Source organism: Pseudomonas sp. BIGb0381, from assembly GCF_024809815.1.
In the GTDB taxonomy this organism is placed as follows: Bacteria; Pseudomonadota; Gammaproteobacteria; order Pseudomonadales; family Pseudomonadaceae; genus Aquipseudomonas.
Genome location: NZ_JANUEN010000005.1, coordinates 49,067 through 73,801 on the forward strand (window position 1 = coordinate 49,067; position 24,735 = coordinate 73,801).

At 61.7% G+C, this 24,735-nt stretch carries 28 protein-coding genes; 18 read left to right on the forward strand and 10 right to left on the reverse strand.

Annotated features, from left to right (window positions below):
• Nucleotides 1–31: 31 nt before the first annotated feature.
• From M2397_RS15410 to M2397_RS15425, 4 genes are all read left to right on the forward strand, one after another.
• Nucleotides 32–2,785 carry a response regulator gene (locus M2397_RS15410; protein ID WP_145337672.1) on the forward strand — a complete coding sequence of 918 codons (2,754 nt, stop codon included), beginning with the start codon at nucleotides 32–34 and terminating at the stop codon, nucleotides 2,783–2,785.
• Nucleotides 2,786–2,809: 24 nt separating this feature from the next.
• Complete coding sequence (locus M2397_RS15415; protein ID WP_259243930.1) at nucleotides 2,810–3,799, forward strand: 2-hydroxyacid dehydrogenase; 990 nt, start codon at nucleotides 2,810–2,812, stop codon at nucleotides 3,797–3,799.
• Nucleotides 3,800–3,870: 71 nt separating this feature from the next.
• Entirely contained in the window at nucleotides 3,871–4,311 is a 441-nt protein-coding gene (locus M2397_RS15420; protein ID WP_092488784.1) for a hypothetical protein, read from the forward strand.
• Entirely contained in the window at nucleotides 4,308–4,712 is a 405-nt protein-coding gene (locus M2397_RS15425) for an META domain-containing protein (RefSeq protein ID WP_131698039.1), read from the forward strand. The genes M2397_RS15420 and M2397_RS15425 overlap by 4 nt, the downstream gene beginning before the upstream one ends.
• Before the next feature lie 51 nt (nucleotides 4,713–4,763).
• Here the strand turns inward: M2397_RS15425 and M2397_RS15430 are convergent, their stop codons facing one another.
• On the reverse strand, nucleotides 4,764–5,225 hold the full coding sequence (locus tag M2397_RS15430) for a TlpA disulfide reductase family protein (protein WP_090402869.1): 462 nt from the start codon (nucleotides 5,223–5,225) through the stop codon (nucleotides 4,764–4,766).
• Between the two features lie 115 nt (nucleotides 5,226–5,340).
• Here M2397_RS15430 and arsC point away from each other — a divergent pair, with 115 nt between their 5' ends.
• Genes arsC through M2397_RS15445 form a run of 3 tightly spaced genes read left to right on the forward strand, consistent with a single transcriptional unit; the run spans nucleotide 5,341 to nucleotide 6,693 of the window.
• Entirely contained in the window at nucleotides 5,341–5,694 is a 354-nt protein-coding gene (gene arsC, locus M2397_RS15435; protein ID WP_131698041.1) for an arsenate reductase (glutaredoxin), read from the forward strand.
• Nucleotides 5,691–6,305 carry an NAD(P)H:quinone oxidoreductase gene (gene wrbA / locus M2397_RS15440; protein ID WP_090402864.1) on the forward strand — a complete coding sequence of 205 codons (615 nt, stop codon included), beginning with the start codon at nucleotides 5,691–5,693 and terminating at the stop codon, nucleotides 6,303–6,305. The genes arsC and wrbA overlap by 4 nt, the downstream gene beginning before the upstream one ends.
• Nucleotides 6,289–6,693: a DUF2069 domain-containing protein gene (locus tag M2397_RS15445; protein WP_145337670.1), complete on the forward strand. Its 405-nt coding sequence runs from the start codon at nucleotides 6,289–6,291 to the stop codon at nucleotides 6,691–6,693. Before wrbA ends, M2397_RS15445 begins: the two co-directional genes overlap by 17 nt.
• A gap of 38 nt (nucleotides 6,694–6,731) precedes the next feature.
• Here the strand turns inward: M2397_RS15445 and M2397_RS15450 are convergent, their stop codons facing one another.
• Both M2397_RS15450 and ttcA read right to left on the reverse strand, forming a co-directional pair.
• Nucleotides 6,732–7,403, reverse strand: coding sequence for a DNA-3-methyladenine glycosylase I (locus tag M2397_RS15450; RefSeq protein WP_145337669.1), 672 nt, complete (start codon nucleotides 7,401–7,403; stop codon nucleotides 6,732–6,734).
• 80 nt (nucleotides 7,404–7,483) lie between these two features.
• Nucleotides 7,484–8,308 carry a tRNA 2-thiocytidine(32) synthetase TtcA gene (ttcA, locus tag M2397_RS15455; protein ID WP_053128530.1) on the reverse strand — a complete coding sequence of 275 codons (825 nt, stop codon included), beginning with the start codon at nucleotides 8,306–8,308 and terminating at the stop codon, nucleotides 7,484–7,486.
• A 264-nt stretch (nucleotides 8,309–8,572) separates the two neighbouring features.
• Here ttcA and M2397_RS15460 point away from each other — a divergent pair, with 264 nt between their 5' ends.
• Nucleotides 8,573–9,175 carry a Yip1 family protein gene (locus M2397_RS15460; RefSeq protein WP_027606356.1) on the forward strand — a complete coding sequence of 201 codons (603 nt, stop codon included), beginning with the start codon at nucleotides 8,573–8,575 and terminating at the stop codon, nucleotides 9,173–9,175.
• 128 nt (nucleotides 9,176–9,303) lie between these two features.
• Complete coding sequence (locus M2397_RS15465; protein ID WP_145337668.1) at nucleotides 9,304–9,798, forward strand: SprT family zinc-dependent metalloprotease; 495 nt, start codon at nucleotides 9,304–9,306, stop codon at nucleotides 9,796–9,798.
• Nucleotides 9,799–9,894: 96 nt separating this feature from the next.
• On the opposite strand, the gene M2397_RS15470 is transcribed toward M2397_RS15465, so the two are convergent.
• Nucleotides 9,895–11,070 (reverse strand): CaiB/BaiF CoA-transferase family protein, encoded by a 1,176-nt coding sequence (locus M2397_RS15470; protein ID WP_259243933.1) that lies wholly within the window; start codon nucleotides 11,068–11,070, stop codon nucleotides 9,895–9,897.
• A gap of 157 nt (nucleotides 11,071–11,227) precedes the next feature.
• Between M2397_RS15470 and tusD the strand changes: the two genes are divergently transcribed.
• From tusD to M2397_RS15500, 6 genes are all read left to right on the forward strand, one after another.
• Nucleotides 11,228–11,620 carry a sulfurtransferase complex subunit TusD gene (tusD, locus tag M2397_RS15475; RefSeq protein ID WP_167655658.1) on the forward strand — a complete coding sequence of 131 codons (393 nt, stop codon included), beginning with the start codon at nucleotides 11,228–11,230 and terminating at the stop codon, nucleotides 11,618–11,620.
• Between the two features lies 1 nt (nucleotide 11,621).
• Nucleotides 11,622–11,972 (forward strand): sulfurtransferase complex subunit TusC, encoded by a 351-nt coding sequence (tusC, locus tag M2397_RS15480; protein ID WP_259243935.1) that lies wholly within the window; start codon nucleotides 11,622–11,624, stop codon nucleotides 11,970–11,972.
• Nucleotides 11,972–12,250, forward strand: a complete 279-nt coding sequence (gene tusB / locus M2397_RS15485; protein WP_259243937.1) for a sulfurtransferase complex subunit TusB — start codon at nucleotides 11,972–11,974, stop codon at nucleotides 12,248–12,250. The genes tusC and tusB overlap by 1 nt, the downstream gene beginning before the upstream one ends.
• The gene (locus tag M2397_RS15490) at nucleotides 12,247–12,582 is read left to right on the forward strand and encodes a TusE/DsrC/DsvC family sulfur relay protein (protein ID WP_259243940.1); all 336 of its coding nucleotides are present in this window, start codon (nucleotides 12,247–12,249) and stop codon (nucleotides 12,580–12,582) included. Before tusB ends, M2397_RS15490 begins: the two co-directional genes overlap by 4 nt.
• Nucleotides 12,579–13,580 (forward strand): glycosyl transferase family protein, encoded by a 1,002-nt coding sequence (locus tag M2397_RS15495; RefSeq protein WP_131698049.1) that lies wholly within the window; start codon nucleotides 12,579–12,581, stop codon nucleotides 13,578–13,580. Before M2397_RS15490 ends, M2397_RS15495 begins: the two co-directional genes overlap by 4 nt.
• A gap of 88 nt (nucleotides 13,581–13,668) precedes the next feature.
• Nucleotides 13,669–14,664, forward strand: coding sequence for a glutathione S-transferase family protein (locus M2397_RS15500; protein WP_259243941.1), 996 nt, complete (start codon nucleotides 13,669–13,671; stop codon nucleotides 14,662–14,664).
• Between the two features lie 129 nt (nucleotides 14,665–14,793).
• Here M2397_RS15500 and cysG read toward each other — a convergent pair whose 3' ends face one another.
• The 6 genes from cysG to M2397_RS15530 are packed head-to-tail and all read right to left on the reverse strand — an operon-like array spanning nucleotide 14,794 to nucleotide 22,296.
• Complete coding sequence (gene cysG / locus M2397_RS15505; RefSeq protein ID WP_253491074.1) at nucleotides 14,794–16,188, reverse strand: siroheme synthase CysG; 1,395 nt, start codon at nucleotides 16,186–16,188, stop codon at nucleotides 14,794–14,796.
• Nucleotides 16,189–17,469 carry a serine--tRNA ligase gene (serS, locus tag M2397_RS15510; protein WP_259243943.1) on the reverse strand — a complete coding sequence of 427 codons (1,281 nt, stop codon included), beginning with the start codon at nucleotides 17,467–17,469 and terminating at the stop codon, nucleotides 16,189–16,191.
• 16 nt (nucleotides 17,470–17,485) lie between these two features.
• Entirely contained in the window at nucleotides 17,486–17,860 is a 375-nt protein-coding gene (gene crcB, locus M2397_RS15515) for a fluoride efflux transporter CrcB (protein ID WP_131698052.1), read from the reverse strand.
• The gene (locus tag M2397_RS15520) at nucleotides 17,860–19,182 is read right to left on the reverse strand and encodes a replication-associated recombination protein A (protein WP_131698053.1); all 1,323 of its coding nucleotides are present in this window, start codon (nucleotides 19,180–19,182) and stop codon (nucleotides 17,860–17,862) included. The genes crcB and M2397_RS15520 overlap by 1 nt, the downstream gene beginning before the upstream one ends.
• A gap of 27 nt (nucleotides 19,183–19,209) precedes the next feature.
• Nucleotides 19,210–19,833 carry an outer membrane lipoprotein chaperone LolA gene (lolA, locus tag M2397_RS15525; protein ID WP_016975527.1) on the reverse strand — a complete coding sequence of 208 codons (624 nt, stop codon included), beginning with the start codon at nucleotides 19,831–19,833 and terminating at the stop codon, nucleotides 19,210–19,212.
• 54 nt (nucleotides 19,834–19,887) lie between these two features.
• On the reverse strand, nucleotides 19,888–22,296 hold the full coding sequence (locus M2397_RS15530; RefSeq protein ID WP_131698054.1) for a DNA translocase FtsK: 2,409 nt from the start codon (nucleotides 22,294–22,296) through the stop codon (nucleotides 19,888–19,890).
• Between the two features lie 498 nt (nucleotides 22,297–22,794).
• Between M2397_RS15530 and aat the strand changes: the two genes are divergently transcribed.
• The 3 genes from aat to infA all read left to right on the forward strand — a co-directional run bounded on the left by aat (nucleotide 22,795) and on the right by infA (nucleotide 24,557).
• Nucleotides 22,795–23,475, forward strand: coding sequence for a leucyl/phenylalanyl-tRNA--protein transferase (gene aat / locus M2397_RS15535; RefSeq protein ID WP_131698055.1), 681 nt, complete (start codon nucleotides 22,795–22,797; stop codon nucleotides 23,473–23,475).
• Nucleotides 23,476–23,530: 55 nt separating this feature from the next.
• Complete coding sequence (locus M2397_RS15540; RefSeq protein WP_053128509.1) at nucleotides 23,531–24,238, forward strand: arginyltransferase; 708 nt, start codon at nucleotides 23,531–23,533, stop codon at nucleotides 24,236–24,238.
• Between the two features lie 100 nt (nucleotides 24,239–24,338).
• Nucleotides 24,339–24,557, forward strand: coding sequence for a translation initiation factor IF-1 (gene infA / locus M2397_RS15545; protein WP_002553999.1), 219 nt, complete (start codon nucleotides 24,339–24,341; stop codon nucleotides 24,555–24,557).
• The last annotated feature ends 178 nt before the right edge of the window (nucleotides 24,558–24,735 follow it).

A 24,735-nucleotide genomic window follows, 5' to 3' on the forward strand; every position in this document is an offset into this window, starting at 1 on the left:
ATTGATATCAGTGTGGTAGCAGGAGAGTGGCGTGCTTAGAAGAATGGGGATAAAAGGCCGCGTACTGTTGCTGACCTTATTACCGACCAGCCTGATGGCCTTGTTGTTGGGGGGTTACTTCACCTGGATGCAGCTCTCGGAGTTGCAGGCCCAACTGCTGCAACGCGGCGAAATGATCGCCGAGCAACTGGCACCCCTGGTGGCCCCCGCCATGGGCAGCAGGAACACCGACCTGCTGGAGCGTATCGCCACCCAATCCCTGGAACAGACGGACGTGCGCACAGTGGCGTTCCTCGCGCCGGACCGCACGCCCCTGGCCCACGCCGGCCCGACCATGCTCAACCAGCCGCCGGTCGGCAACAGTTCCCACCTGCTGCAGCGCACCGGCAACGACGCCACGCGCTACCTGCTGCCGGTGTTTGGTCGCCATCGCAACCTGGCGGGCGATTTGATCCCCGATGAAGCTGATCGCCTGCTCGGTTGGGTCGAGGTGGAGTTGTCCCACAACGGCATGTTGCTGCGCGGCTATCGCAGCCTGTTCGCCAGCCTGCTGCTGATTGCCATCGGCCTGATCTGCACCGCAGCCCTGGCCCTGCGCATCAGCCGTACAATCAACGCGCCGATTGGCCTGATCAAGCAAGCGGTGGCCCAACTCAAGGACGGCAACCTGGAAACCCGCTTGCCCCCCTTGGGCAGCCAGGAGCTGGATCAACTCGCATCGGGCATCAACCGCATGGCCGAAACCCTGCAAAACGCCCAGGAAGAATTGCAGCACAGCATCGACCAGGCCACCGAAGACGTACGCCAGAACCTGGAAACCATCGAAATCCAGAACATCGAACTGGACCTGGCGCGCAAGGAGGCCCTGGAGGCCAGTCGCATCAAGTCCGAGTTCCTGGCGAACATGAGCCATGAAATCCGCACGCCACTCAACGGCATCCTCGGTTTTACCCACCTGCTGCAAAAAAGCGAACTGACCCCGCGCCAGCTGGACTACCTGGGCACCATCGAAAAATCCGCCGACAATCTGCTGGGCATCATCAACGAGATCCTCGACTTCTCGAAGATCGAGGCCGGCAAGCTGGTCCTCGACAGCATCCCCTTCAACCTGCGGGATTTGCTGCAAGATACCCTCACCATCCTCGCCCCCGCCGCCCATGCCAAGCAGCTGGAACTGGTGAGCCTGGTCTACCGCGACACGCCGCTGGCGCTGGTGGGCGACCCGCTGCGGCTCAAGCAGATCCTCACCAACCTGATCAGCAATGCGATCAAGTTCACCCGCGAAGGCACCATCGTGGCCCGGGCGATGGTCGAGGACGAGCAGGAAGACAGCGTGCAACTGCGCATCAGCGTGCAGGACACCGGCATCGGCCTGTCCAGCCAGGATGTGCGCGCGCTGTTCCAGGCGTTCAGCCAAGCCGATAACTCATTGTCGCGCCAACCCGGCGGCACGGGGCTGGGCCTGGTGATTTCCAAGCGCCTGATTGAACAAATGGGCGGTGAAATCGGCGTCGACAGCACGCCGGGCGAAGGCTCTGAATTCTGGATCAGCCTGAACCTGCCCAAGACCCGCGACGACGTCGAAGACCTGCCCTGTGCGCCGCTGCTGGGCCATCGCGTGGCGGTGCTGGAAAATCACGAACTGGCGCGCCAGGCCCTGCAACATCAATTGGAAGACTGTGGCCTGGAAGTGACGCCGTTCAATACCCTGGAAAGCCTGACCAACGGCATCACCAGCGCTCACCAGACCGAGCAGGCTATCGACCTGGCGGTACTCGGCGTGACCGCCAACGATATTCCGCCCGAGCGCCTCAACCAGCATCTGTGGGACCTCGAACACCTGGGTTGCAAAGTGCTGGTGCTGTGCCCCACCACCGAACAGATGCTGTTCAACGAGTCCGTGCCCAACCCCAACAGCCAGTTGCAGGCCAAGCCGGCGTGTACCCGCAAGCTGCGCCGTGCCCTGTCCGACCTGATCAGCCCGCGGCCGTCACGCAGTGAACCGGGCGAGCCGTTGTCCAGCCGTGCTCCGCGTGTGCTGTGTGTCGACGACAACCCGGCAAACCTGCTGTTGGTACAGACCCTGCTGGAAGATATGGGCGCACAGGTACGTGCAGTGGAAAGCGGTTACGCGGCGGTCGACGCGGTGAAACAGGACACCTTCGACCTGGTGCTGATGGACGTGCAAATGCCCGGCATGGACGGACGCCAGAGCACCGAGGCGATCCGCCAGTGGGAAAGCGAGCGCCATGGCACGCCGTTGCCGGTGGTTGCCCTCACCGCCCACGCCATGGCCAACGAAAAGCGCGCCTTGCTGCAAAGCGGGATGGACGATTACCTGACCAAACCCATCAGCGAACGGCAACTGGCCCAGGTGGTGCTGAAATGGACTGGCCTGGCCCTGCGCAACCAGGTGCCGGAGCGCGCCGTCGAAGGCCTGGGCCCGGGCGTGCAATTGCCGGTGCTGGACCACGAGGAAGGCCTGCGCCTGGCCGCTGGCAAGACCGACCTGGCGGCCGACATGCTGGCCATGCTGCTGGCCTCCCTGGAAGCCGACCGTCAGGCCATTCACGTCGCCCGCGACGCCAAAGACAACCTGGCCCTGATCGAACGCGTCCACCGCCTGCACGGCGCCACCCGCTACTGTGGCGTGCCGCAACTGCGCGCCGCCTGCCAACGCGCCGAAACCCTGCTCAAGCAGGACGACGCCAAGGCCATGCACGCGCTGGACGAACTGGACATGGCCATTGCACGGCTGGCCAGTGAAGCGCGGGTCAGCGCCTGAACTCATCAAAAAAGGACGCCTTTGATGCGCGTGATTCTTTTCAGCAGCCAGACCTACGACCGCGACAGTTTCCTCGGCGAACCCCTGCCGCGCGGCCTGGAACTGCAGTTCCAACCTGCCCGGCTCAACCTCGACACCGTCGCCCTGGCCGAACACCACGAGGTGGTCTGCGCCTTCATCAACGATGACCTCAGTGCCCCGGTGCTGGAACACCTGGCCAAGGGCGGCACGCGGTTGATCGCGTTGCGCTCGGCCGGTTACAACCATGTGGACCTGCCTGCCGCCAAACGTCTGGGCCTGACCATCGTACGCGTCCCGGCCTATTCGCCCCACGCGATCGCCGAACACGCGGTGGCCCTGATCCTCGCCCTCAACCGCCGCCTGCATCGCGCCTATAACCGCACCCGCGACGGCGATTTCAGCCTGCATGGCCTCACCGGTTTCGACCTGGTGGGCAAGACCGTCGGCGTGGTCGGCACCGGCCAGATCGGCGCCACGTTCACCAGGATCATGATGGGCTTCGGTTGCCGGTTGCTCGCCTACGACCCGTTCCCCAACCCGCAGGTCCAAGCCCTCGGTGCTGACTATGTGAGCCTGCCGGAGCTCTTGGCCCAGGCGCAGATCATCAGCCTGCACTGCCCGCTGACCGCCGACAGCAAGCACCTGATCAATGCACGCTCCCTGGCGCGGATGCAACCCGGCGCCATGCTGATCAACACCGGTCGCGGTGGCCTGGTCGACACGCCGGCGCTGATCGAAGCACTCAAGGACGGCCAACTCGGCTACCTGGGGCTGGATGTGTATGAGGAGGAAGCCCAGCTGTTTTTCGAGGACCGCTCCGACCTGCCCCTGCAGGACGACGTGCTCGCGCGCCTGCTGACCTTCCCCAACGTGATCATCACCGCACACCAGGCGTTTCTCACCCGCGAAGCCCTGGCGGCGATCGCCGGCACCACCTTGGCGAATATTGCGGCATGGGCCGATGGCCGGGCACAGAACCTCGTCGAAGGATGATCAGCGGTCACATACCAGGCTCATGATGATCAGGCACCCGTGATAGGATGCCGCGCCTATTTGGAGGATCCATGGCCGAACACGATTTCCGCTTCAGCTTGCTGAGCCCGCAACACACCCTGATCGAATGCCGCGCCCTGGTGCCGGGCCGTTACCAGGTCACCGGCAACGGTGGTTCGATCAAGCATGACGACGTGCTGATCGTCACCCTGCGTGGCAGTAAAACCTTGTCCATGCGCCTTACCGTCGAAGGTGACGCGCGCTACTCCATCCGTCCTGCTGGCCAGTGGGTCGCCATGGCCCGCGGGCCGAAGTTCGGTGAGCTGGAGATTCACACCTGGAAGGTCAACTGCGACAGCTGCGACACTGTGCTGGAGTTTGAATTCGCGGTGGAAACCAAGCTGACCAAAGAGCCGCTGCAACCGGCCGCCAACGCGCGCATTGCCGAGTTGGGCTGGGCCAGCGAAGGCGACAAGCACCGTTGCCCGACATGCCAGAAGGCCGGGCAATGAAAGGCCTGCTTCTGCTCGCCGCCGTCGGTGCGGCCCTGAGTGGCTGCGCCGGGGATGCGGTCAAGCTCAAGCAGGATCACAGCTACGTGGTGGAGTGGATTGGCGAGCGACCGCTGATGGATTACGCACACCTGACCGTCACCCTCGGCGCCGATGGGCGTGCCTACGGCAATGGCGGCTGCAACCACTGGTTCGCGCCGTACACCGTCGAGGGCGACAAACTCAGCTTCGGCAAGCTCGGCAGCACCCGCAAGCTCTGCGCCGAAGCCCTGATGGAGCAGGAACAGCGCTTCTTCCAGGCCCTGCAAGGCGTACAGCGCTGGGACATCTCGCCGATCGAGCAGACCCGCTTCTGGCCGGCCGAAGGCAAGCCGATTCGCCTGTGGCTCGAAGAGGGCTGACTGCACCGATCTGCACGTTGGTTAGATCTAAATGTGGGAGGGGCGGTTGCTTTAGCCGCGCAAGGCCTTGAGTTTGGCCAGCACCCCTTCCGCCGTCTGCTCACCCATCAACTGCTCGCGCACCTTGCCCTTGTCATCGATGATGTAGGTCACCGGCAACGCTTCGCTGCGCGGAATATCGAAGATCCCATCCGGGTTCTGCGCCAGCACGGTGAACTTGATCCCCAGTTTGTCGCTGGCCTCCTTCAGCTCCGCCCCCTGCACATTGTCGAAGTTAACCCCGAACACCCCCACGCCCTGCCCCTTCAACTGTTCCGCCAGGGCATTGAGTTCGGGGATTTCCGTGCGGCATGGGCCACACCATTCCGCCCAGTAGTTGACCACCAGCCACTGTTTGTCCAGGCGCTCGGCCGCGACCTTCTGGCCGTATTGGTCAACGCCGTAGTCATTGCCGCAGCCGCTGAGCAGCAGGGTTGTGATGATCGCCAATGCACCGATCAGTCGCCTTGTCATGGGGTAATCCTTCGGAAAAATGAACGTTGGCTGCGACCTATCGCCTCTTACGGTTTAAGGACAGGACGCCGCGCAGGTAGAATACCCGCCACCTTACGCAAGATGCGACCCGCACATGACCGATCTGACGCTTTATCACAACCCGCGCTGCTCGAAATCCCGCGGTGCGCTCGACCTGCTGGAAGCACGAGGCCTCGCCCCCACCGTGGTGCGCTACCTGGAAACCCCGCTGAATGCCGTGCAATTGAAGACACTGCTGGCCAAGCTGGGCATCAGCGCCCGCCAACTGCTGCGCACCGGCGAAGACGAATACAAGACTCTTAACCTGGCCGATACCAGCCTCAGCGAAGCGCAGTTGATTGCCGCGATCGCCGAACACCCCAAGCTGATGGAACGCCCGATTCTGGAAACCGCCGATAAAGCCATCATTGGCCGCCCGCCAGAGAACGTGCTGGAGATCCTGCCGTGACTACGCCGTATGTGCTGGTGTTGTATTACAGCCGCAATGGCTCGGTGAGCGAAATGGCTCGGCAGATTGCCCGTGGCATCGAGCAAGGCGGGATGGAAGCGCGACTGCGCACCGTGCCGGCGATCTCCACCGAATGCGAAGCCGTGGCGCCGAGCATCCCCGACGAAGGCGCGCTGTACGCCAGCCTCGATGACTTGAAAAACTGCTCGGGCCTGGCCCTGGGCAGCCCGACGCGCTTCGGCAACATGGCCGCGCCGCTCAAGTACTTTCTCGATGGCACCAGCAACCTGTGGCTCACCGGCGCGCTGGTCGGCAAGCCGGCCGGGGTGTTCACTTCCACCGCCAGCCTGCATGGCGGCCAGGAAACCACGCTGATGTCGATGCTGCTGCCGCTGCTGCACCACGGCATGCTGATCACTGGCCTGCCCTACAGCGAACAGGCGCTGCTCGACACCCAGGGCGGCGGCACACCGTATGGCGCCAGCCACCATGCCGGGCCGGATGGCAAGCGCCTGCTCGATCCACATGAAATCACCCTGTGCCGGGCCCTGGGCCTGCGCCTGGCCAAGACCGCCACGCTGCTGGAGAACGGCCGTGGCCAGGAAGCCTAAGGTTCTACCGCCGCAAGCGTGGCTGGAGCCACGGGTCAAGGCGGCACGCGCGTTAAGCCTGCTGGCGTTTTTCGCCCTGGTGGGTTTGTTGTGCGGGTACTACCTGTTCGTCGCCGACCTGCACGGCGCACGCCCGTGGGTGATCCTGCTGATCGAACTGGTGCCGCTGCTGGTGCTGGCGCCGGGGATGATCATCGGCAGTGCGCGCGGGCACTCGTGGATGTGCTTTGTGGTGAACCTGTATTTCATCAAGGGTGCGCTGGCGGCGTATGACCCGAACCGGCAGTGGTTCGGGGTGCTGGAGATGCTGGCCAGCCTGGCGGTGTTCTGTACGGCGCTGCTGTATGTGCGCTGGCGGCACCAACTGAACCGCCGGTTGGCCGAGTAACCGTGTGGCGGGCCTGCTCGCCACACAATAGACCCCGGTCAATGGTTGACGGTGTACGCCAGCATCATCGACAGCTGGCACATCGGCCGCCCACTCTCGGCATGCCACTGGTTGAACGCACCTTGCACCGTCGCCAGGTCGCGCAGGCTGGTGGGGGCCTTGTCGACGATCTTCTGCGCATTCAATGCCGCGACCACGTCATAGCTCGGCACAAATGTATCCTTGCCGACCATGCGCAGGAAGCGTGGTGCCGACAGCCCACCCAACTGATGACCGTGCTTGCTCAGGTACTTCCACAGCCCGACGATATCAGTCACCGGCCAATCGGCGATAAACGCGCCGAAGCTGCCTTTTTCCTGCTCGATATCCAGGATCATCTGCGCATTGCGCGGCACGCTCTTGAGCTTGCCCAGGTGACGGATGATGCGCGTGTCCTGCATCAGGCGCTCCAGGTGCTCGGCGCCCATCAGCACGACTTTTTCCGGGTCGAAGCCGAAGAACACTTGCTCGAACGCCGGCCACTTGGCATCCACCACACTGTGTTTCAAGCCGGCGCGAAACACGCGCAGCGCCAAGGTCGACAGGTAGCGATCATCACTGATCTTGCGCAGTTGCGCCGGGGTCTTGGGCACGGGCAGGTGGGCGTCCAGCTCGGCCGCTGAACCGAAGCGGTTCAGACAATATTCGTGCAGCCACTTGTAATCACGCATGCCCTCTCCTGCTGTTGAATGCTGGCAATTGAATTGAAAACGGCGCCCGCAAGCGCCGTGTGTCAGAGCGTTGAATGAGCTCAGAGGTTCACAACATTGACGAAGCGCGACGCGGCAGTCTCATCAATTTTGAGGCTGGTGAAGTCGAACAGGTTGCGGTCGGCCAATTGCGACGGCTGCACGTTCTGCAGGCTGCGGAAGATACTTTCGGTACGCCCTGGCGTCTTGCGCTCCCACTCCACCAGCATTTCCTTGACTACCTGGCGCTGCAGGTTTTCCTGGGAGCCGCACAGGTTGCACGGGATGATCGGGAATTGCTTGAGGTCGGAGTAGGCCTGGATGTCCTTCTCGTTGCAATACGCCAGCGGGCGGATCACCACGTTGCGCCCGTCATCGGCACGCAGCTTGGGCGGCATGGCCTTGAGCGAGCCGTTGAAGAACATATTGAGGAAGAAGGTCTCGACGATATCGTCGCGGTGATGACCCAGGGCCATCTTGGTCGCACCGATCTCATCGGCAAAGGTGTAGAGCGTGCCACGGCGCAGGCGCGAGCACAGCGAGCAGGTGGTCTTGCCTTCAGGTACCAGTTCCTTGACCACCGAGTAGGTGTCTTTTTCGACGATGTGGTATTCGACGCCCAGCGCCTTGAGGTAGGCCGGCAGCACGTGCTCGGGGAAGCCCGGCTGTTTCTGGTCCATGTTAACGGCGACGATCTCGAACTTGATCGGCGCGACCTTTTGCAGGTGCAGCAGCACGTCGAGCATGGTGTAGCTGTCTTTGCCGCCGGAGAGGCAGACCATGACCTTGTCGCCATCCTCGATCATATTGAAATCGGCGACCGCCTCACCGGCCAGACGGCGCAGGCGTTTTTGCAGTTTGTTCTGGTTGACCGTAAGAGTGCCCATGGCGCTTGGATCCGCTGGAGGTATGTGACGAAAAGCCGGGTATTTTACGCAAAAAAAACAGCTAAAGGGCTAACAGTAAAAGACCCCGCCGCGATTAGGCCCCATGTTTACAGCGCAATTTGCTCTAAAGGCCCTACAGTTATTCCGGTCATCCCTTCCTATACTGCGACTTGAGGTCGCACACATATATCCAGACCTTTGTGGCCATTTGGCCCGTAGGCGCTCCGATGGGGGGCGATGGTAATAACGACAGGAGTGACTGGCATGATCCATCACGTCGTGGGGCTGTTTACCCATCCCGACCAGGAATGGCGGGAAATTCGTGGCGATAAAGAAGAAAGCATCGGCCACATGTACCTCACTCACACCCTGATTCTCGCGGCGATCCCCGCCGTATCAGCCTTTATCGGTACCACCCAGGTCGGCTGGGTCATCGGCAACCGCTCCCCGGTCATGTTGACCCAGGAAAGTGCGCTGTGGATGACCCTCATGTCGTATGCGGCCATGCTCGGCGGCGTGGCGGTGATGGGTGCGTTCATTCACTGGATGGCCCGCACTTACGATGCCAACCCCAGCATGGCGCGGTGCGTGGCCTTTGCCACCTACACTGCGACACCGTTGTTTATCGGCGGGCTGGCGGCGCTCTACCCGCATATGTGGCTGGGCATGGTGGTGGGCACTGCAGCGATTTGCTACACGGTGTACCTGCTGTATGTCGGCGTACCGACCTTCATGAGCATCGACCCGGATGAAGGCTTCCTGTTTTCCAGTTCGATACTGGCCGTAGGGCTGGTGGTGCTGGTGGCGATCATGGCGTTTACCGTGATTGTCTGGGGACTGGGCGTAGGACCGATCTACACTAACTGACCGTTCAATGGTGAAGGCAAGGCCACCGCAAGGTGGCTTTGTACGTGATGGATGACCATTCGGCGCCTGACAGATTCGGAAACACTCGGTTTTGCGGCATACTGGACGTCTCTGGAGATATGTACAGCATGCCCGAGCAACTCAATACCCGCGTCGAAGATTGTTTCCTGCAAGCCGAATCCTTTTTCAAACGAAGCTTCAAACGCCCCCAGGTCAGCCTCAAGCTGCGGGGCCAGAAGGCCGGTGTCGCGCATTTGCACGAGAACCTGCTGCGCTTCAACCCACAGTTGTACCGAGAAAACAGCCAACACTTCCTGAAACAGACCGTGGCCCATGAGGTGGCGCACCTGATTGCCCACCAATTGTTTGGCGAGCGAATCCAGCCCCATGGTGAGGAATGGCAACTGATCATGCGCGGGGTTTACGAACTGCCGCCGGATCGTTGCCACACCTATGCCGTGAAGCGTCGCCAGGTGACCCGCTATATCTACCGTTGCCCATGTGCCGAGAGTGACTTTCCGTTCTCATCGCAGCGCCATGGCATGGTGGCTCAGGGGCGGCGGTACCTGTGTCGGCGCTGTCGGCAGACATTGGTGTTTACCGGCGAAACCAGGGTGGAATAAAGGCCTCATCGGGAGCAAGCTCCCTCCTACATTTTGATCGTATTCACAGGCCTGAATGTGGGAGGGGGCTTGCTCCCGATAGCGTCCGCCCAGCCACTACATAATCACCTTGGAGCTGCGCAGCTCGCTGATGCGCTGCGGGCTCAAGCCCAGCTCCGCCAACACTTCATCACTGTGCGCGCCCACGACGACGCCAATGTGCCGGGGGGCTGGCAACCCTTCCGAAAACTTCAACGGGCAGGCAATCTGCGCCTGGCTCGAGCCATCCCCCCTGGGCACCTCGCTGACCAGAGCCCGCGCCTTCAACTGCGGATGGGCCACGGCTTCGCTGAGCGTCAGCACAGGCTCCACGCAGGCATCCACCCCGGCAAACAGCTCGCACAATTCCTCGAAACTGCGCTTCTCGAACTCTACCTGCAAGGCCTGCTTAAGCGCCGGCTGCTGCTCAGGCTTCAAGCCCTGCGCGGCCAACTCCGGGCGCCCCAACGCTTCACACAACGGCTGCATGAAAGCCGGTTCCAGGCTGCCCACCGACATCCAGCGCCCATCTCGCGAGCGGTAGTAATCGTAGAAACTCCCACCATTGAGCACATGGCCCTCCCATTCCGGCTCCACACCACACGCCAGGTAACCCGCGCCGGCCATGGCATTCAGGCTGAACGAGCAATCGGCCATGCTCACATCCAGGTATTGCCCGACCCCACTTTGCTGCCGCGCGATGACGGCAGCGAGCAGCCCCACCACCGCATGCAGCGAACCGCCGCCCACGTCCGCCAACTGCACGCCCAGTGGCAACGGTCCGCTGTCCTGGCGCCCGGTGTAGCTGGCCACCCCGGCCAACGCCAGATAATTGATGTCATGCCCGGCGCGATCCTTATAGGGCCCGGTCTGGCCGTAACCGGTGATCGACACATAAATCAGCCGCGGGTTGATCGCCTTCAGCGCCTCGTAACCCAGGCCCAGGCGCTCCATCACCCCGGGGCGAAATTGTTCGAGGACAATGTCGTAGTTCTTGACCAGTTCGCGCACGATCTCCAGGCCTTCGAGCTGTTTCAAATCCAGCGCCAGGCTGCGTTTATTGCGATTAAGGTAGGCATGGCTGGCCGAAGTCCCCTGGTCATGGGGCGGCAGCACCCGCAGCAGGTCCACGCGCGTGGGGGATTCGATCCGCAGTACCTCGGCGCCCATGTCCGCCAGCATCAACGATGCGAACGGGCCAGGCAGCAAGGTGGAAAAATCCAGCACTTTGAGGGACGCCAAGGGACCTGACATGGGGACTCCATTTGGGTTTCGAATTCACACAGACTAGGCAGCCTGGCGCCTACCGGCAATCGTCAGAACGATCATCGAAGGTGACCGTTTTGATCATGGCGGGCTTTTTCGTGGCGGCGGCTTTATCATTGGCCCACGTTTGCTTGCAGAGAGTTCCATGAAGTTTGCGATTGCACTGTTTTCCGCCGCCCACGCGCCCTCCTCGCGCCGCGCCCTGCTGTTTGCACAGGCGGCGTTGGCCGGCGGGCATGAGATTGTGCGGCTGTTTTTCTATCAGGACGGCGTCTACAGCGCCGCCAATAACATCGTTGCCCCCCAGGATGAGCAGGACATCGCCCGCCAATGGCGTGAGTTTGTCAGCACACATCAACTCGACGGCGTGGTGTGCATCGCTGCCGCCTTGCGCCGTGGCGTGCTTAACCAGGAAGAAGCCACGCGCTATCAACGCAGCGCGGTCAACCTGGATGCACCCTGGGCGTTATCGGGCCTGGGGCAATTGCATGACGCCGCCCAGGCCGCCGACCGCCTGATCTGTTTTGGAGGGCCGTGACATGTCCAAATCCTTGTTAGTGATCAGCCGCCAGGCGCCATGGTCCGGGCCGAGCGCGCGCGAAGCGCTGGATATAGTGCTGGCCGGGGGCGCGTTTGATCTGCCGATCGGCGTGCTGTTCATGGATGACGGCGTGTTCCAACTGGCGCCGCACCAGGACGCCAAGGCCGTGCAGCAAAAAGACCTCAGCGCCAACCTGCAGGCATTGGGCCTGTTCGGCATCGATGACGTGTTCGCCTGCAGCCACAGCCTGGGTGAGCGCGGGCTGAAGCAGCCGTCCAATGCCCAGCCGCTGGACAGCGAAGCGATCTCCAGGCTGATTGACCGTTACGATCAGGTGATAACCCTTTGATGTCGACTTTACATGTGGTGTCTCACTCCCCTTTTACTGATAACCGCCTCGACAGCTGCCTGCGTATCTGTGGCGCCGAGGATGCGATCCTGCTCTGCGGCGATGGCGCCTATGGGCTGCACAACCCGGCCCTGCACACCAAGGGGGCGAAGGTCTTTGTGTTGGCCGAAGACATGCAAGCGCGCAATCTGCCGCTACCCGACTGGGCCGACAGCGTGGACTACCCGGGTTTCGTGCAGCTGTCGCTCGAGTACAGCAAGGTCAACACCTGGCTATGAACACCCTGACCGTAGGCGCGCGCACCCTGGATCTGGACAAGGACGGTTACCTCGTCGACCTGAACGAATGGTCCCCTGAAGTGGCCAACGCCCTGGCCGCCGCCGAAGGCCTGGAATTGACCTCGGATCATTGGCAGATCCTCGAACTGCTGCGCCAGTTCTATGCCGAATTCCAGCTGTCCCCCGCCACGCGCCCGCTGATCAAGTACACCGCCTTGAAGCTCGGCCCGCAAAAGGGCAACAGCCTGCACCTCAACACACTGTTCAACGGCACTCCCGCGAAACTCGCCGCCAAGCTGGCGGGCCTGCCCCGGCCGACGAATTGCTTATGACCGACTTTGCCCCACTGACCCTTGAAACCCCTGCCGAGCATCCGTTTGCGCAGTTCGTGCGCATCCTGGGCAAAGGCAAGCGCGGCGCGCGCAACCTCACCCGCGACGAGGCCCGTGAAGCCATGGGCATGCTGCTCGACGAAAAAGTCGAAGACACCCAGCTCGGCGCCTTCCTGATGCTGCTGCGCCACAAGGAAGAAAGCCCGGAAGAACTCGCCGGTTTTACCGAAGCCGTGCGTGAACGCCTGAACGCCCCGGCACTGAATGTGGATGTCGACTGGCCGACCTACGCCGGCAAGAAGCGTCACCTGCCTTGGTTCCTGCTGGCCGCCAAGTGCCTGGCGCAAAATGGTGTGCGCATCCTCATGCACGGCGGCGGCGCACACACGGCGGGCCGGCTGTACACCGAACAATTGCTGCAAACCCTGCAAATCCCCCTGTGCCGCAATTGGCAGCAGGTCGGGACCGCGTTTGAGCAAGGCAACCTGGCGTTTATCCCGCTGGGCGATTGGGCGCCGCAACTGCAACGCATGATCGACCTGCGCAACACCCTGGGCCTGCGCTCGCCGATCCACTCCCTGGCGCGCCTGCTCAACCCGCTGAACGCGCGCTGCGGCCTGCAAAGCATCTTCCACCCGGGTTACCAGGGCGTGCATCGCGATGCCAGCGGCCTGCTTGGCGATCATGTGATCGTGGTGAAGGGCGACGGCGGCGAAGTCGAGATCAACCCTGACACCATCAGCCACCTCTACGGCACCACCGGTGGCGAAAGCTGGGATGAAGAATGGCCCGCCCTCTCCGACCAGCGCCACGTCAAGCCGGCAACCCTGGAGCCTGAACACTTGAAGGCGGTATGGCGCGGCGACGTAGAGGACAGCTACCCGCAACTGGCGCTGATCGCCACCATGGCCCTGGCCTTGCGCGGCCTCGGCCACTCACGGGAACAGGCGTTCGAATTGGCCCGGCACTACTGGGATGCGCGGGACAAATCGATTTAATCGATGATTCGCGCCCGGTCTTTGCGCTTTTAGTTCGAACTCATCCCTTTAGACTGGGCTCCAACGCTTATTAGTCAAGGAGCCAGTCATGGGTTTGCTGATCGAAGGACACTGGAAAGACCAGTGGTACGAAAGTAGTGCAGATGGCGCTTTCCAGCGGGAACAGGCACAGCGCCGCCACTGGGTGACCGCCGATGGCCAGCCCGGGCCCAGCGGCGAAGGCGGCTTCAAGGCCGAGGCCGGTCGCTACCACCTCTACGTGTCCCTGGCTTGTCCATGGGCCCACCGCACCCTGATCCTGCGCAAGCTCAAGGGCCTGGAAAGCTTGATCGACGTGTCCGTGGTCAGCTGGCTGATGCTGGAAAACGGCTGGACCTTCGACAAATCCCACGGATCCACCGGCGATAAGCTCGATGGTTTCGAATTCATGCACCAGCGCTATACCGCCGACACCGCCGACTACACCGGCCGCGTCACCGTGCCGGTGCTGTGGGACAAGCAGCTCAACCGCATCGTCAGCAATGAATCGGCGGAGATCATCCGCATGTTCAACAGCGCGTTCAACGGGCTGACCGGCAACACCCTGGACTTCTACCCCGAGCCGCTGCGGGCGACCATCGATGAGCTGAACGAGCGGATCTACCCGGCCGTGAACAATGGCGTGTATCGCGCAGGCTTTGCCACCTCACAAAAAGCGTATGAAAGCGCGTTTGATGATGTGTTTGCCGAACTGGACCATCTGGAACAGCACTTGGGCGACCACCGCTACCTGGCCGGCGAGTACCTGACCGAGGCGGATGTGCGGTTGTTCACCACGCTGATTCGTTTTGATGCGGTGTATTACAGCCACTTCAAATGCAATGTGCGGCGGATTGCCGATTATCCGAACTTGTCGAACTGGCTGAGGGAGATGTATCAGTGGCAGGGCGTGGCCGAGACGGTGGATTTTGAGCACATCAAGGGGCATTACTATGCGAGCCACCGCACCATCAACCCGACGGGGATTGTGCCGAAGGGGCCGTTACAGGCGTTTGATGCCGGGCATGATCGAGTGAAGCTAACCAGCAAAGGCGTTTGGAGCTGATACAAAACCCGTAGGAGCGAGCTTGCTCGCGAAGAACTCAAAAACACCGCGTGCATTCAGGATGGGCGCGTTATCGTTGACGATTTTCGCGAGCAAGCTCGCTCCTACAGTTGATGTGTGTGCAGGTGCTCAGACTTGTGACTGGGCGCCTTCAAACCACTTCAGCTTCTCGCGCAACACCACCACCTCACCGACAATCACCAAGGTCGGCGCATGCACTTCATGCTCCGCCACCATGCGCGGCAGGTCCGCCAGGGTGCCGGTAAACACGCGCTGGTTGGACGTGGTGCCCTGCTGGATCAACGCCGCCGGGGTATCCGCGGCGCGACCGTGCTTGATCAGTTGCTCACAGATGATCGGCAAGCCAATCAAGCCCATGTAGAACACCAAGGTCTGCGACGGCCCTACCAGGTCACTCCAAGGCAGGTCCGACGTCCCATTTTTCAAGTGCCCGGTGATAAAGCGTACCGACTGCGCATAGTCACGATGGGTCAGCGGAATCCCGGCGTACGCCGCGCAACCACTGGCTGCGGTGATACCCGGCACCACCTGGAACGGGATGCCATGGGCCGCCAGTTCTTCGATTTCTTCACCGCCACGGCCAAAGATGAACGGATCGCCACCCTTGAGGCGCAGCACGCGCTTGCCTTGCTTGGCCAGGTCCACCAGTTGCTGGTTGATCTGGTCCTGCGGCACGGCGTGGTCGGCGCGGCGTTTACCGACGTAGATACGCTCGGCATCACGACGGCACAGCTCCAGAATGGCCGGCGCCACCAGGCGGTCGTACAGCACCACATCGGCTTGCTGCATCAGCCGCAGGGCACGGAAGGTCAGCAGGTCCGGGTCGCCCGGGCCGGCACCTACCAGATACACCTCGCCCGGCGCATAAGGCGGCGCGCCGTTGACCTTTTCGATCAACAGACGCTCAGCCTCATCGCCCTGCCCGGCCAACTGACGGTCGGCAATCGGCCCCTGGAACACTTCTTCCCAGAACGCCCGACGCTGCTGCACATCCGGGTACAAGCCTTTGACCTGGGCACGAAACCGAGCCGCCAGCCCGGCCAACTGGCCGTAGGTGGACGGAATCCAGGTTTCCAGCTTGGCGCGGATCAAGCGCGCCAGCACCGGCGCATCGCCGCCGCTGGACACCGCGATCACCAAGGGCGAGCGGTCGACAATCGCCGGGAAGATCACGCTGCACAAGGCCGGCGCGTCCACTACATTGACCGGTACGCAACGACGCTTGGCATCACTGGAGACTTGCGCGTTCAGGGGCTCGTCGTCGGTCGCCGCGATAATCAGGGTGCAGCCTTCAAGGTCAGCCTCCTGATAACCGCGCAGAATCAATTCCCCGCCACTGCCCTGCACCAGCTCACGCAACTGGTCTTCAATCTGGGGAGCAACCACCCGCAGCACTGCGCCGGCGTCCGCCAGCAGACGGGATTTGCGCAAGGCAATCTCCCCCCCACCGACGACCAGCACACGACTGCCGCGCAGGTTATGAAACAGCGGCAGAAATTCCATTTAGCGGATGACCTCAACGCCCGCCATGTAAGGCTTGAGCACATCAGGCACGCGGATCGAACCGTCAGCCTGCTGGTAGTTTTCCAGCACCGCCACCAGGGTGCGACCTACAGCCAGGCCCGAACCGTTGAGGGTGTGCACCAGTTCCGGCTTGCCGGTTTCCGGGTTACGGAAACGCGCCTGCATGCGCCGGGCCTGGAAATCACCGCAGTTGGAGCACGACGAAATCTCGCGGTATTTGTCCTGGCTGGGTACCCACACTTCGAGGTCGTAGGTCTTCACGGCACTGAAGCCCATGTCGCCGGTGCACAGCGCCAGGACGCGGTACGGCAGCTCCAGCAGCTGCAGGACGCGTTCGGCGTTGGCGGTCAGGCCTTCCAGGGCTTCCATGGAGGTCGACGGCTCAACCACTTGCACCATCTCGACCTTGTCGAACTGGTGCTGGCGGATCATGCCGCGGGTGTCACGACCCGAGGCGCCGGCTTCACTGCGGAAACACGGGCTGTGGGCGACGAACTTGAGCGGCAGTTGCTTGGCATCGAGGATCTCGCCGGCAACGATATTGGTCAGCGACACTTCGGCGGTCGGGATCAAGTACAGATCGGCTTCGCCATCGCGGCTGATCTTGAACAGGTCTTCCTCGAACTTCGGCAGCTGGCTGGTGCCCATCAGCGCCGGCGCCTGCACCAGGTACGGGGTGTAAGCCTCTTCGTAACCGTGCTCGCCGGTGTGCAGGTTGATCATGAACTGCGCCAGCGCACGGTGCATGCGTGCGATCGGGCCGCGCAGCAAGGCAAAGCGCGCACCGGACATTTTGGCAGCGGTTTCGAAATCCAGGCCACCGGTCAATTCGCCCAGGGCGACGTGGTCCTTGATCTCGAAATCAAAGGCCGTTGGCGTGCCCCAGCGGCGCACTTCGACGTTGCCGTCTTCGTCTTCGCCAATCGGCACGGACTCATGCGGCAGGTTGGGGATGCCCAGCAGGATCGAATCCAGCTCGGACTGAATGCCTTCCAGCTCGACCTTGCCGTCGGACAGCTCGGTGCCCATGCGCTCGACGTCCGCCATCAACGGTGCGATGTCTTCGCCACGTTGCTTGGCCTGACCGATGGATTTGGAACGCGCATTACGCTCAGCCTGCAGTGCTTCGGTGCGGGTCTGGACGGTCTTGCGCTGTTCTTCCAGCGCTTCGATGCGCGCAACATCCAAGGCAAAGCCACGGGATGCCAGGCGGTCCGCTACGTCCTGAAGGTTGCTACGTAACAGTTTGGAATCGAGCATGTCGGTCTCTCGTTTATCAAAGTTTGGTCAAGGACAGGCCAGCCCAGGTGGCGAGCAGCCCGCCGAACACGCTGATGCCCAGGTACCCGAAGGCGACCAGGGCCTGCCCGCTTTCCAGCAGGCGCAGCGTATCCAGTGAAAAGGATGAAAAGGTCGTCAGACCGCCTACAAAACCGACAATCAAGCCGGTGCGAATTTCAATCGGTACTTCCGGGCGCAACAGGAACCAGCCGTACAGCAACCCGATGATCAGGCAACCCACCAGGTTGACCGCCAGGGTCGCCGCATAAAAATGCTTCGGCCAATTGGCGCTCACCCACGTACTGGTGGCGAAACGCAATAATGTACCAGCGATGCCGGCTGCGGACACGGCAAGAATCGTCTTGAGCACTACTTTCTCCGCTGTTTGGGGCTGAGGCGGTCGAGTTGGGCGAGGTGATTGAGCTTTTCACCGATCTTCAGCTCCAGGCCACGGGGCACCGGCTGGTAGAACGGCTGCGGCTCAAGCTCGTCGGGGAAATAGTCTTCGCCGGCGGCATAAGCGTCCGGCTCATCATGGGCATAGCGGTATTCATCACCGTAGCCCAGTTGTTTCATCAACTTGGTCGGCGCGTTGCGCAGGTGCAGCGGCACTTCGAGGGAACCATGTTCAGCGGCGGCACGCAGGGCGGACTTGAAGCCCATGTACACCGCATTGCTTTTCGGCGCGCACGCCAGGTACGTGATGGCCTGGGCCACCGCCAGCTCACCCTCCGGGCTGCCGAGGCGCTCCTGCACCTCCCATGCAGCCAGGCACAGGCTCAGGGCGCGCGGGTCGGCGTTGCCGATGTCTTCACTGGCCATGCGCACCACGCGCCGCGCCAGGTACAGCGGGTCGCAGCCGCCGTCGATCATGCGCGCAAACCAATACAGCGCGCCGTCCGGGTTGGAGCCGCGCACGGACTTGTGCAGCGCCGAAATCTGGTCGTAGAAGGCTTCGCCGCCCTTGTCGAACCGCCGACGCGTATCGCCGAGCAGGCTTTGCAGCAGGTCGACGCCAATCTCGCTGCCGTCTTCGGCCAGGTCGGAGGCGTTCTCCAGCAGGTTGAGAAAGCGCCGACCGTCGCCGTCGGCGGCGGTAAGCAGGATCTTGAAGCCTTCGTCGCTGAGACTCAGCTGGCGCTTGCCCAGACCCTTGTCTTCGCTCAGGGCGCGGTGCAACAGCTTTTGCATCGCGGCTTCGTCCAGGCTTTTAAGCACATAGACCCGCGCACGCGAGAGCAAGGCGTTATTCAATTCGAAGGAAGGGTTCTCGGTGGTCGCACCGATAAAAATCAGCGTGCCGTCCTCGACATAGGGCAGGAATGCATCCTGCTGCGACTTGTTGAAGCGATGCACTTCATCGACAAACAGGATGGTGCGCTTGCCGTACTGCCCGGCCTGCTGTTTGGCCACCTCGACGGCCTGGCGGATCTCCTTGACCCCGGCCAGCACGGCCGAGACCGTTTCGAAGTGCGCATCCGAGACCTTTGCCAGCAGCCGCGCCAGGGTGGTCTTACCCACGCCCGGCGGCCCCCAGAAAATCATCGAGTGCAGCGCACCCTGCTCCAGGGCTTCGCGCAACGGCTTGCCGCGAGCGAGCAGGTGTTCCTGACCGACGTACTCATCCAGGTTGGTCGAGCGCAAGCGCGCGGCCAAAGGCTGGGCAATCGGGTCACTTCGAAACAGATCCATGGGCAGCGCTTGAAACCTCTGGGGAGTTTATTCCTGGATCACGTCGGCACCCTTGGGGATGTCGAACTTGAACTTGGACGCCGGTACCGGCTGGTTGGCCTTGACCCCGGAGAACAGGATATCGGTGCGCTGACCGACGCTGTCGACCAGGCGCATGTTATTGATCACGCCGTTGCCGAACGACAGGGACAACGTGTCAAACAGCGTGTCCTTGGATTTCGGCTTGAGGGTGAACTCGATCACGTTGCTGGTCTGCTTGGAGGTGATGTCGAAGCTGTCGTTGATTTTCGACACGTCGCCCGAAAGCAGCAGCGCCGGAGTCTGGTTCAGGCGCGGGTCCAGCTTCTTGATGGTCGCCTGCTCCAGGTCCGGGTCCCACAGGGTGACTTTCTGGCCGTCCGAGACGATGGTCTGCTCGGCCTTGCCTTCCGTGTGCCAGTAGAACAGCCCTGGGCGCTGCACGGCCATCTCGCCAGCGGTTTCCTGCAGCTGGGTACCGCCGGCATCCAGCGTGAGCTGGGAGAAGCGCGCAGTCAGGGTCTGGGATTTGTCCAACAAGTTTTTCAGGCTGGCAACGGAGGCCGGGTCAGCGTGGGCCGAAACAGCGGTCAGGGCCAGTGCCGGCAACAACAGCATGCGGATAAGACGCATGGGAGTCCTCATTGAGTCGTAAGGGCGCGCCGCGTGCTGCCACGCGGCACGGAATCAGTCGCGCGCCTGCCCAGGAGCAAGGACTTCGCGCGAGCCGTTGGTGTTCATTGCGGTGACGACGCCAGCGTTTTCCATAGCCTCGATCATGCGCGCGGCGCGGTTGTAGCCAATCTTGAGCTTGCGCTGCACCGCAGAAATCGAGGCACGGCGGCTTTCCAGCACGAAGGCCACCGCTTCGTCGTACAGCGCATCGGTCTCGGCATCATCGTCACCACCGCTGCTGCCACCGTCGAAGCCACTGCCGGCCTCTTCAACACCGGCAAGGATGTCGTCGTTGTATTCGGGCGCGCCACGCAGCTTCCAGGCTTCCACCACGCGGTGTACTTCATCATCGGACACGAAGGCACCGTGAACGCGGATCGGCAGACTGGTGCCGGGCGGCATGTAGAGCATGTCACCGTGGCCCAGCAGTTGCTCGGCGCCGCCCTGGTCGATGATGGTCCGTGAGTCGATCTTGCTCGACACCTGGAACGCCATGCGGGTCGGGATGTTGGCCTTGATCAGGCCGGTGATCACATCCACCGACGGACGCTGGGTGGCAAGGATCAAGTGGATACCGGCGGCACGGGCCTTCTGGGCGATACGCGCGATCAGCTCTTCGACCTTCTTGCCGACGATCATCATCATGTCGGCAAACTCATCGACCACCACCACGATGGTCGGCAGCTTGCTCAGCAGCGGTGCTTCGTCATGGATACTTTCGCGCTTGTACAGCGGGTCGGTCAGCGGCGTGCCGGCGTCCTGGGCTTCCTTGACCTTGGCGTTGAAGCCCGACAGGTTACGCACGCCCATCTTCGCCATCAGCTTGTAGCGGCGTTCCATCTCGGCAACGCTCCAGCGCAGGGCGTTGGCGGCGTCCTTCATGTCGGTGACCACAGGGCAGAGCAGGTGCGGAATGCCTTCGTAGATCGACAGCTCGAGCATCTTCGGGTCGATCATGATCAGCTTGGCGTCTTCCGGGCCGGACTTGAACAGGATCGACAGGATCATCGCGTTCACGCCCACCGATTTACCCGAACCGGTGGTACCGGCCACGAGCAGGTGAGGCATTTTTGCAAGGTCGGTGATCACCGGCTTGCCGCCGATGTCGTGGCCCAGGGCCAGGGTGACCGGCGACTTGAAGTTGTCGTACTCGGGCGTCGACAGCACTTCGGAGAACCGCACGATCTGGCGGTCTTCGTTGGGAATCTCGATACCCACGGTGGTCTTGCCGGGGATCACTTCCACCACGCGCACGCTGGTCACGGCCAGGGAGCGCGCCAGGTCTTTGGCCAGGTTGGAAATGCGGCTGACTTTTACGCCAGCGGCCGGCTGGATTTCGTAACGGGTAATCACCGGGCCGGGGTGAATCGAGTCCACCGACACTTCGACGCCGAACTCCTTGAGTTTGATTTCCAGCAAATGGCCGACGGCCGCCAGGGACTCGGGGGAATAGTTGAGTTGTTTCTTTTCGGCCGGGTCGAGGATCGAGATCGGCGGCAAGGTGCCTTCCACGGCGCTGTCGACAAACAACGGCGCCTGTTTCTCTTTCTGCACGCGGTGGCTAGGCTCGGCCGGCTTGGGCGGCGCCGGGGCGATTACCGGCGGCACCTGTTTCTCGCGGTCCGACATGTGCTTGCTCAGGGCCTGCTCGCGTTCGATCAGGCGCTCCTTGACCTTGGCCTGCTCACGGCGGTCCGGTGTGCTTGGTGCCACCACTTCGTTGACGCGGGTGTCCACCTCACGCAACTGCGCCACCATGCGCTTGCGCTCGACACGGGCGGCCCACCAGCGGTTGGCGGCACCCTGGAACAACTCCAGCAGGTCAAGGGTGATCTTACCGGTCACGTCCATCACCTTGAACCACGACAGGTCGGTGAACACCGTGAGGCCGAACAGGAACAGCGCGATGAACATCAGGGTGCTGCCCTGGATATTCAGGGTCTTGCGCGCCAGGTCGCCGAGGCTTTCGCCCAGCGCCCCGCCCGCGCCCGCCGGCAGGCCGGTGGGTGCATGGAAATGAATATGCGCCAGGGCGGCACCCGACAGCACCAGGAACACCAGGCCGATCAGGCGCCAGGAAAACAGCCAGCCGCTCCACTGCCACGGCTCGTGGCGCTGGCGGAAGATCTGCCAGGTCTTGATCGCCAGCAGCAAGGGGAAAATGTAAGCGAAATAACCCAGCACCATGAACAGGATATCGGCGCTGTAGGAGCCGGCAGGCCCACCGAAGTTCTGCACGTCTTCGATCTTGCTGTTGTGGCTCCAGCCCGGATCGTCCTTGCCATAGGTGAGCAAGGCCATCATCAGGAACAGGCACAGGGCGCCGATAGCGATCAGCGCGCCTTCCTTGAGTCGATAGTGCAGGTGCTGACGCCAGGCCGGCACGATGGCTGCTTTAGGTGTTGCGGCGGATTTCTTCAAAACGGGTCTTTTCCTGCGCCTGTTAGCGCGTCCATCTGTTGAATAAGTGCAAATACTGCCCAATCCGAGCAGCTGAAAAATGAACGAACGTCGTGGAATCTACTTTTAACACTGGGCGATTGCTGGATGAAATGGAGATAACGCCACAATGGCCGCATTGTACGGGTTTGTGTTCCTGTTGCCACGCCACTTGGCTTTCTTAGAGCAGCATAGCCAATTGCGTGTCACAACATGTTCAATTTGAGCATGCATTGTCTTTGCTGACAAAGGCTTATGAGCTGTTTTTACCAATCCAGGCAAGCTTGGCAAATGGCCTGCATGGGCCAGACCCGATTACGACCACGCCTCACGCAGAGAGTTGCAGAAACACCCGCTCATGCTTATGCACGTCAACAGCCGATTCGGACTGGCCCCACAGCGCTGCGTCGACAATAATCACACCCCTTGGGGCAGGCGATCCGCCTGCCACTCCCCTCCCCTTCCGTAAGCCTGGATGCCATGCTGACCTGGTTACAACGCGACTCACTGACATTCCCCCCGCTGGCCAAGGCCATGCGCGAACCCAATGGCCTGCTCGCCGCCGGTGGCGACCTGTCGGCCGAACGACTGGTGCAAGCCTACCGCCACGGCTGCTTTCCCTGGTTCTCCGAGGGCCAGCCGATCCTCTGGTGGTCGCCGGACCCGCGCACCGTGATATTCCCCGACGAACTGCATGTCTCCCGCAGCCTGGGCAAACTATTGCGCCAGCAGCGCTACACCGTGACCTTCGACCAGGACTTTGCCGCCGTCATCCAAGCGTGCGCCGCGCCGCGCGCGTATGCTGATGGCACCTGGATCACCGAAGGTATCCAGCGCGCCTACCTGGAACTGCATCAGCGCGGCTATGCGCACTCGGTCGAGGTATGGGACGAGGGCGTGCTGGTGGGCGGACTGTATGGCCTGGCGATGGGCCAGCTGTTTTTTGGCGAATCCATGTTCAGCCGTGCCGACAATGCCTCAAAATTCGGCTTCGCTACACTCACACGGCAACTACAGGCCTGGGGCTTTGCACTGATCGATTGCCAAATGCCCAATGATCACCTGCATAGCCTGGGTGCTCGCGCCATTCCTCGCAGTGAATTTGCCGGCTTCCTACGCGACCACCTGGACCAACGCAATTGCGGGCCATGGGTTTCTTAGGCGACATCCGCGCACCTGGCTTACACTTATTTCAAAGCTTATCCGAGGGTTGATCATGACCGAGTTGGCGCGTTTGAAGTTTTATGCCACTCAACCCCACTCTTGCAGCTATCTGCCCGACGAGCAGGCCACCACGCTGTTCCTCGACCCCAGCCAGCCAATGGATGTGCACGTGTATGCCGATCTCTCGGAAATGGGTTTTCGGCGCAGCGGCGATCATCTGTACCGGCCCCACTGCCAGAACTGCAATGCCTGCGTGCCGGCACGCATCCCCGTGGCGCAGTTTCTACCGGACCGCAATCAGAAACGCATCCTCAAGCGCAACGCCGACTTGACGGTGACGGCTGCCAAACCACGATTCACCGAAGAATACTTCGACCTGTACCAGCGCTATATCGAGCAGCGCCACGCCGACGGCGATATGTTCCCACCGAGCCGCGACCAATTTTCCACCTTCCTGGTGCGTGACCTGCCGTTCTCACGCTTCTACGAATTTCGCGCGGACGGCCGCCTGGTTGCCGTCGCCGTGACCGATTTGCTGCCTAACGGCCTGTCAGCGGTCTACACCTTCTACGAGCCGGCCGAAGAGCGGCGTAGCCTCGGGCGTTTCGCGATCCTCTGGCAAATCGGTGAAGCACTGCGCCTGGAACTCGAGGCGGTGTACCTCGGATACTGGATCAAGAACTGCAAAAAGATGAACTACAAGACCCAATATCGCCCCATAGAACTGCTGATTAATCAAAGATGGGTCACGCTTAACTAGAACCCCTTGGCTTAAACACCCTTTTTCGGGCACAATGCACGCCGCTTTTGCCTGGCGCAGTTGCACCGGGCCATTCACTGGATACCGAGGGCTTTACTGCATGTCGAAAGAAGACAGCTTCGAAATGGAAGGCACTGTCGTCGACACCCTGCCCAACACCATGTTTCGTGTGGAGTTGGAAAATGGGCACGTCGTAACCGCGCATATCTCCGGCAAGATGCGCAAGAACTACATTCGTATTCTTACCGGTGACAAAGTGCGCGTCGAGCTGACGCCCTATGACTTGAGCAAAGGGCGCATCACTTACCGCGCTCGCTAAGCAAGTCAATACAAAACGCCCGGTTATGCCGGGCGTTTTTGTGTGCGCGGGATTTCTCAAACACCGAGGGTTCCTGTGGGAGGGGCTTGCCCCCTCCCACACTGGATCTTCATTGTTCTGACAATTGCATTTCAAGACAGCAAAAAGGCGCCTTGCGGCGCCTTTTGTGTTACTGCAG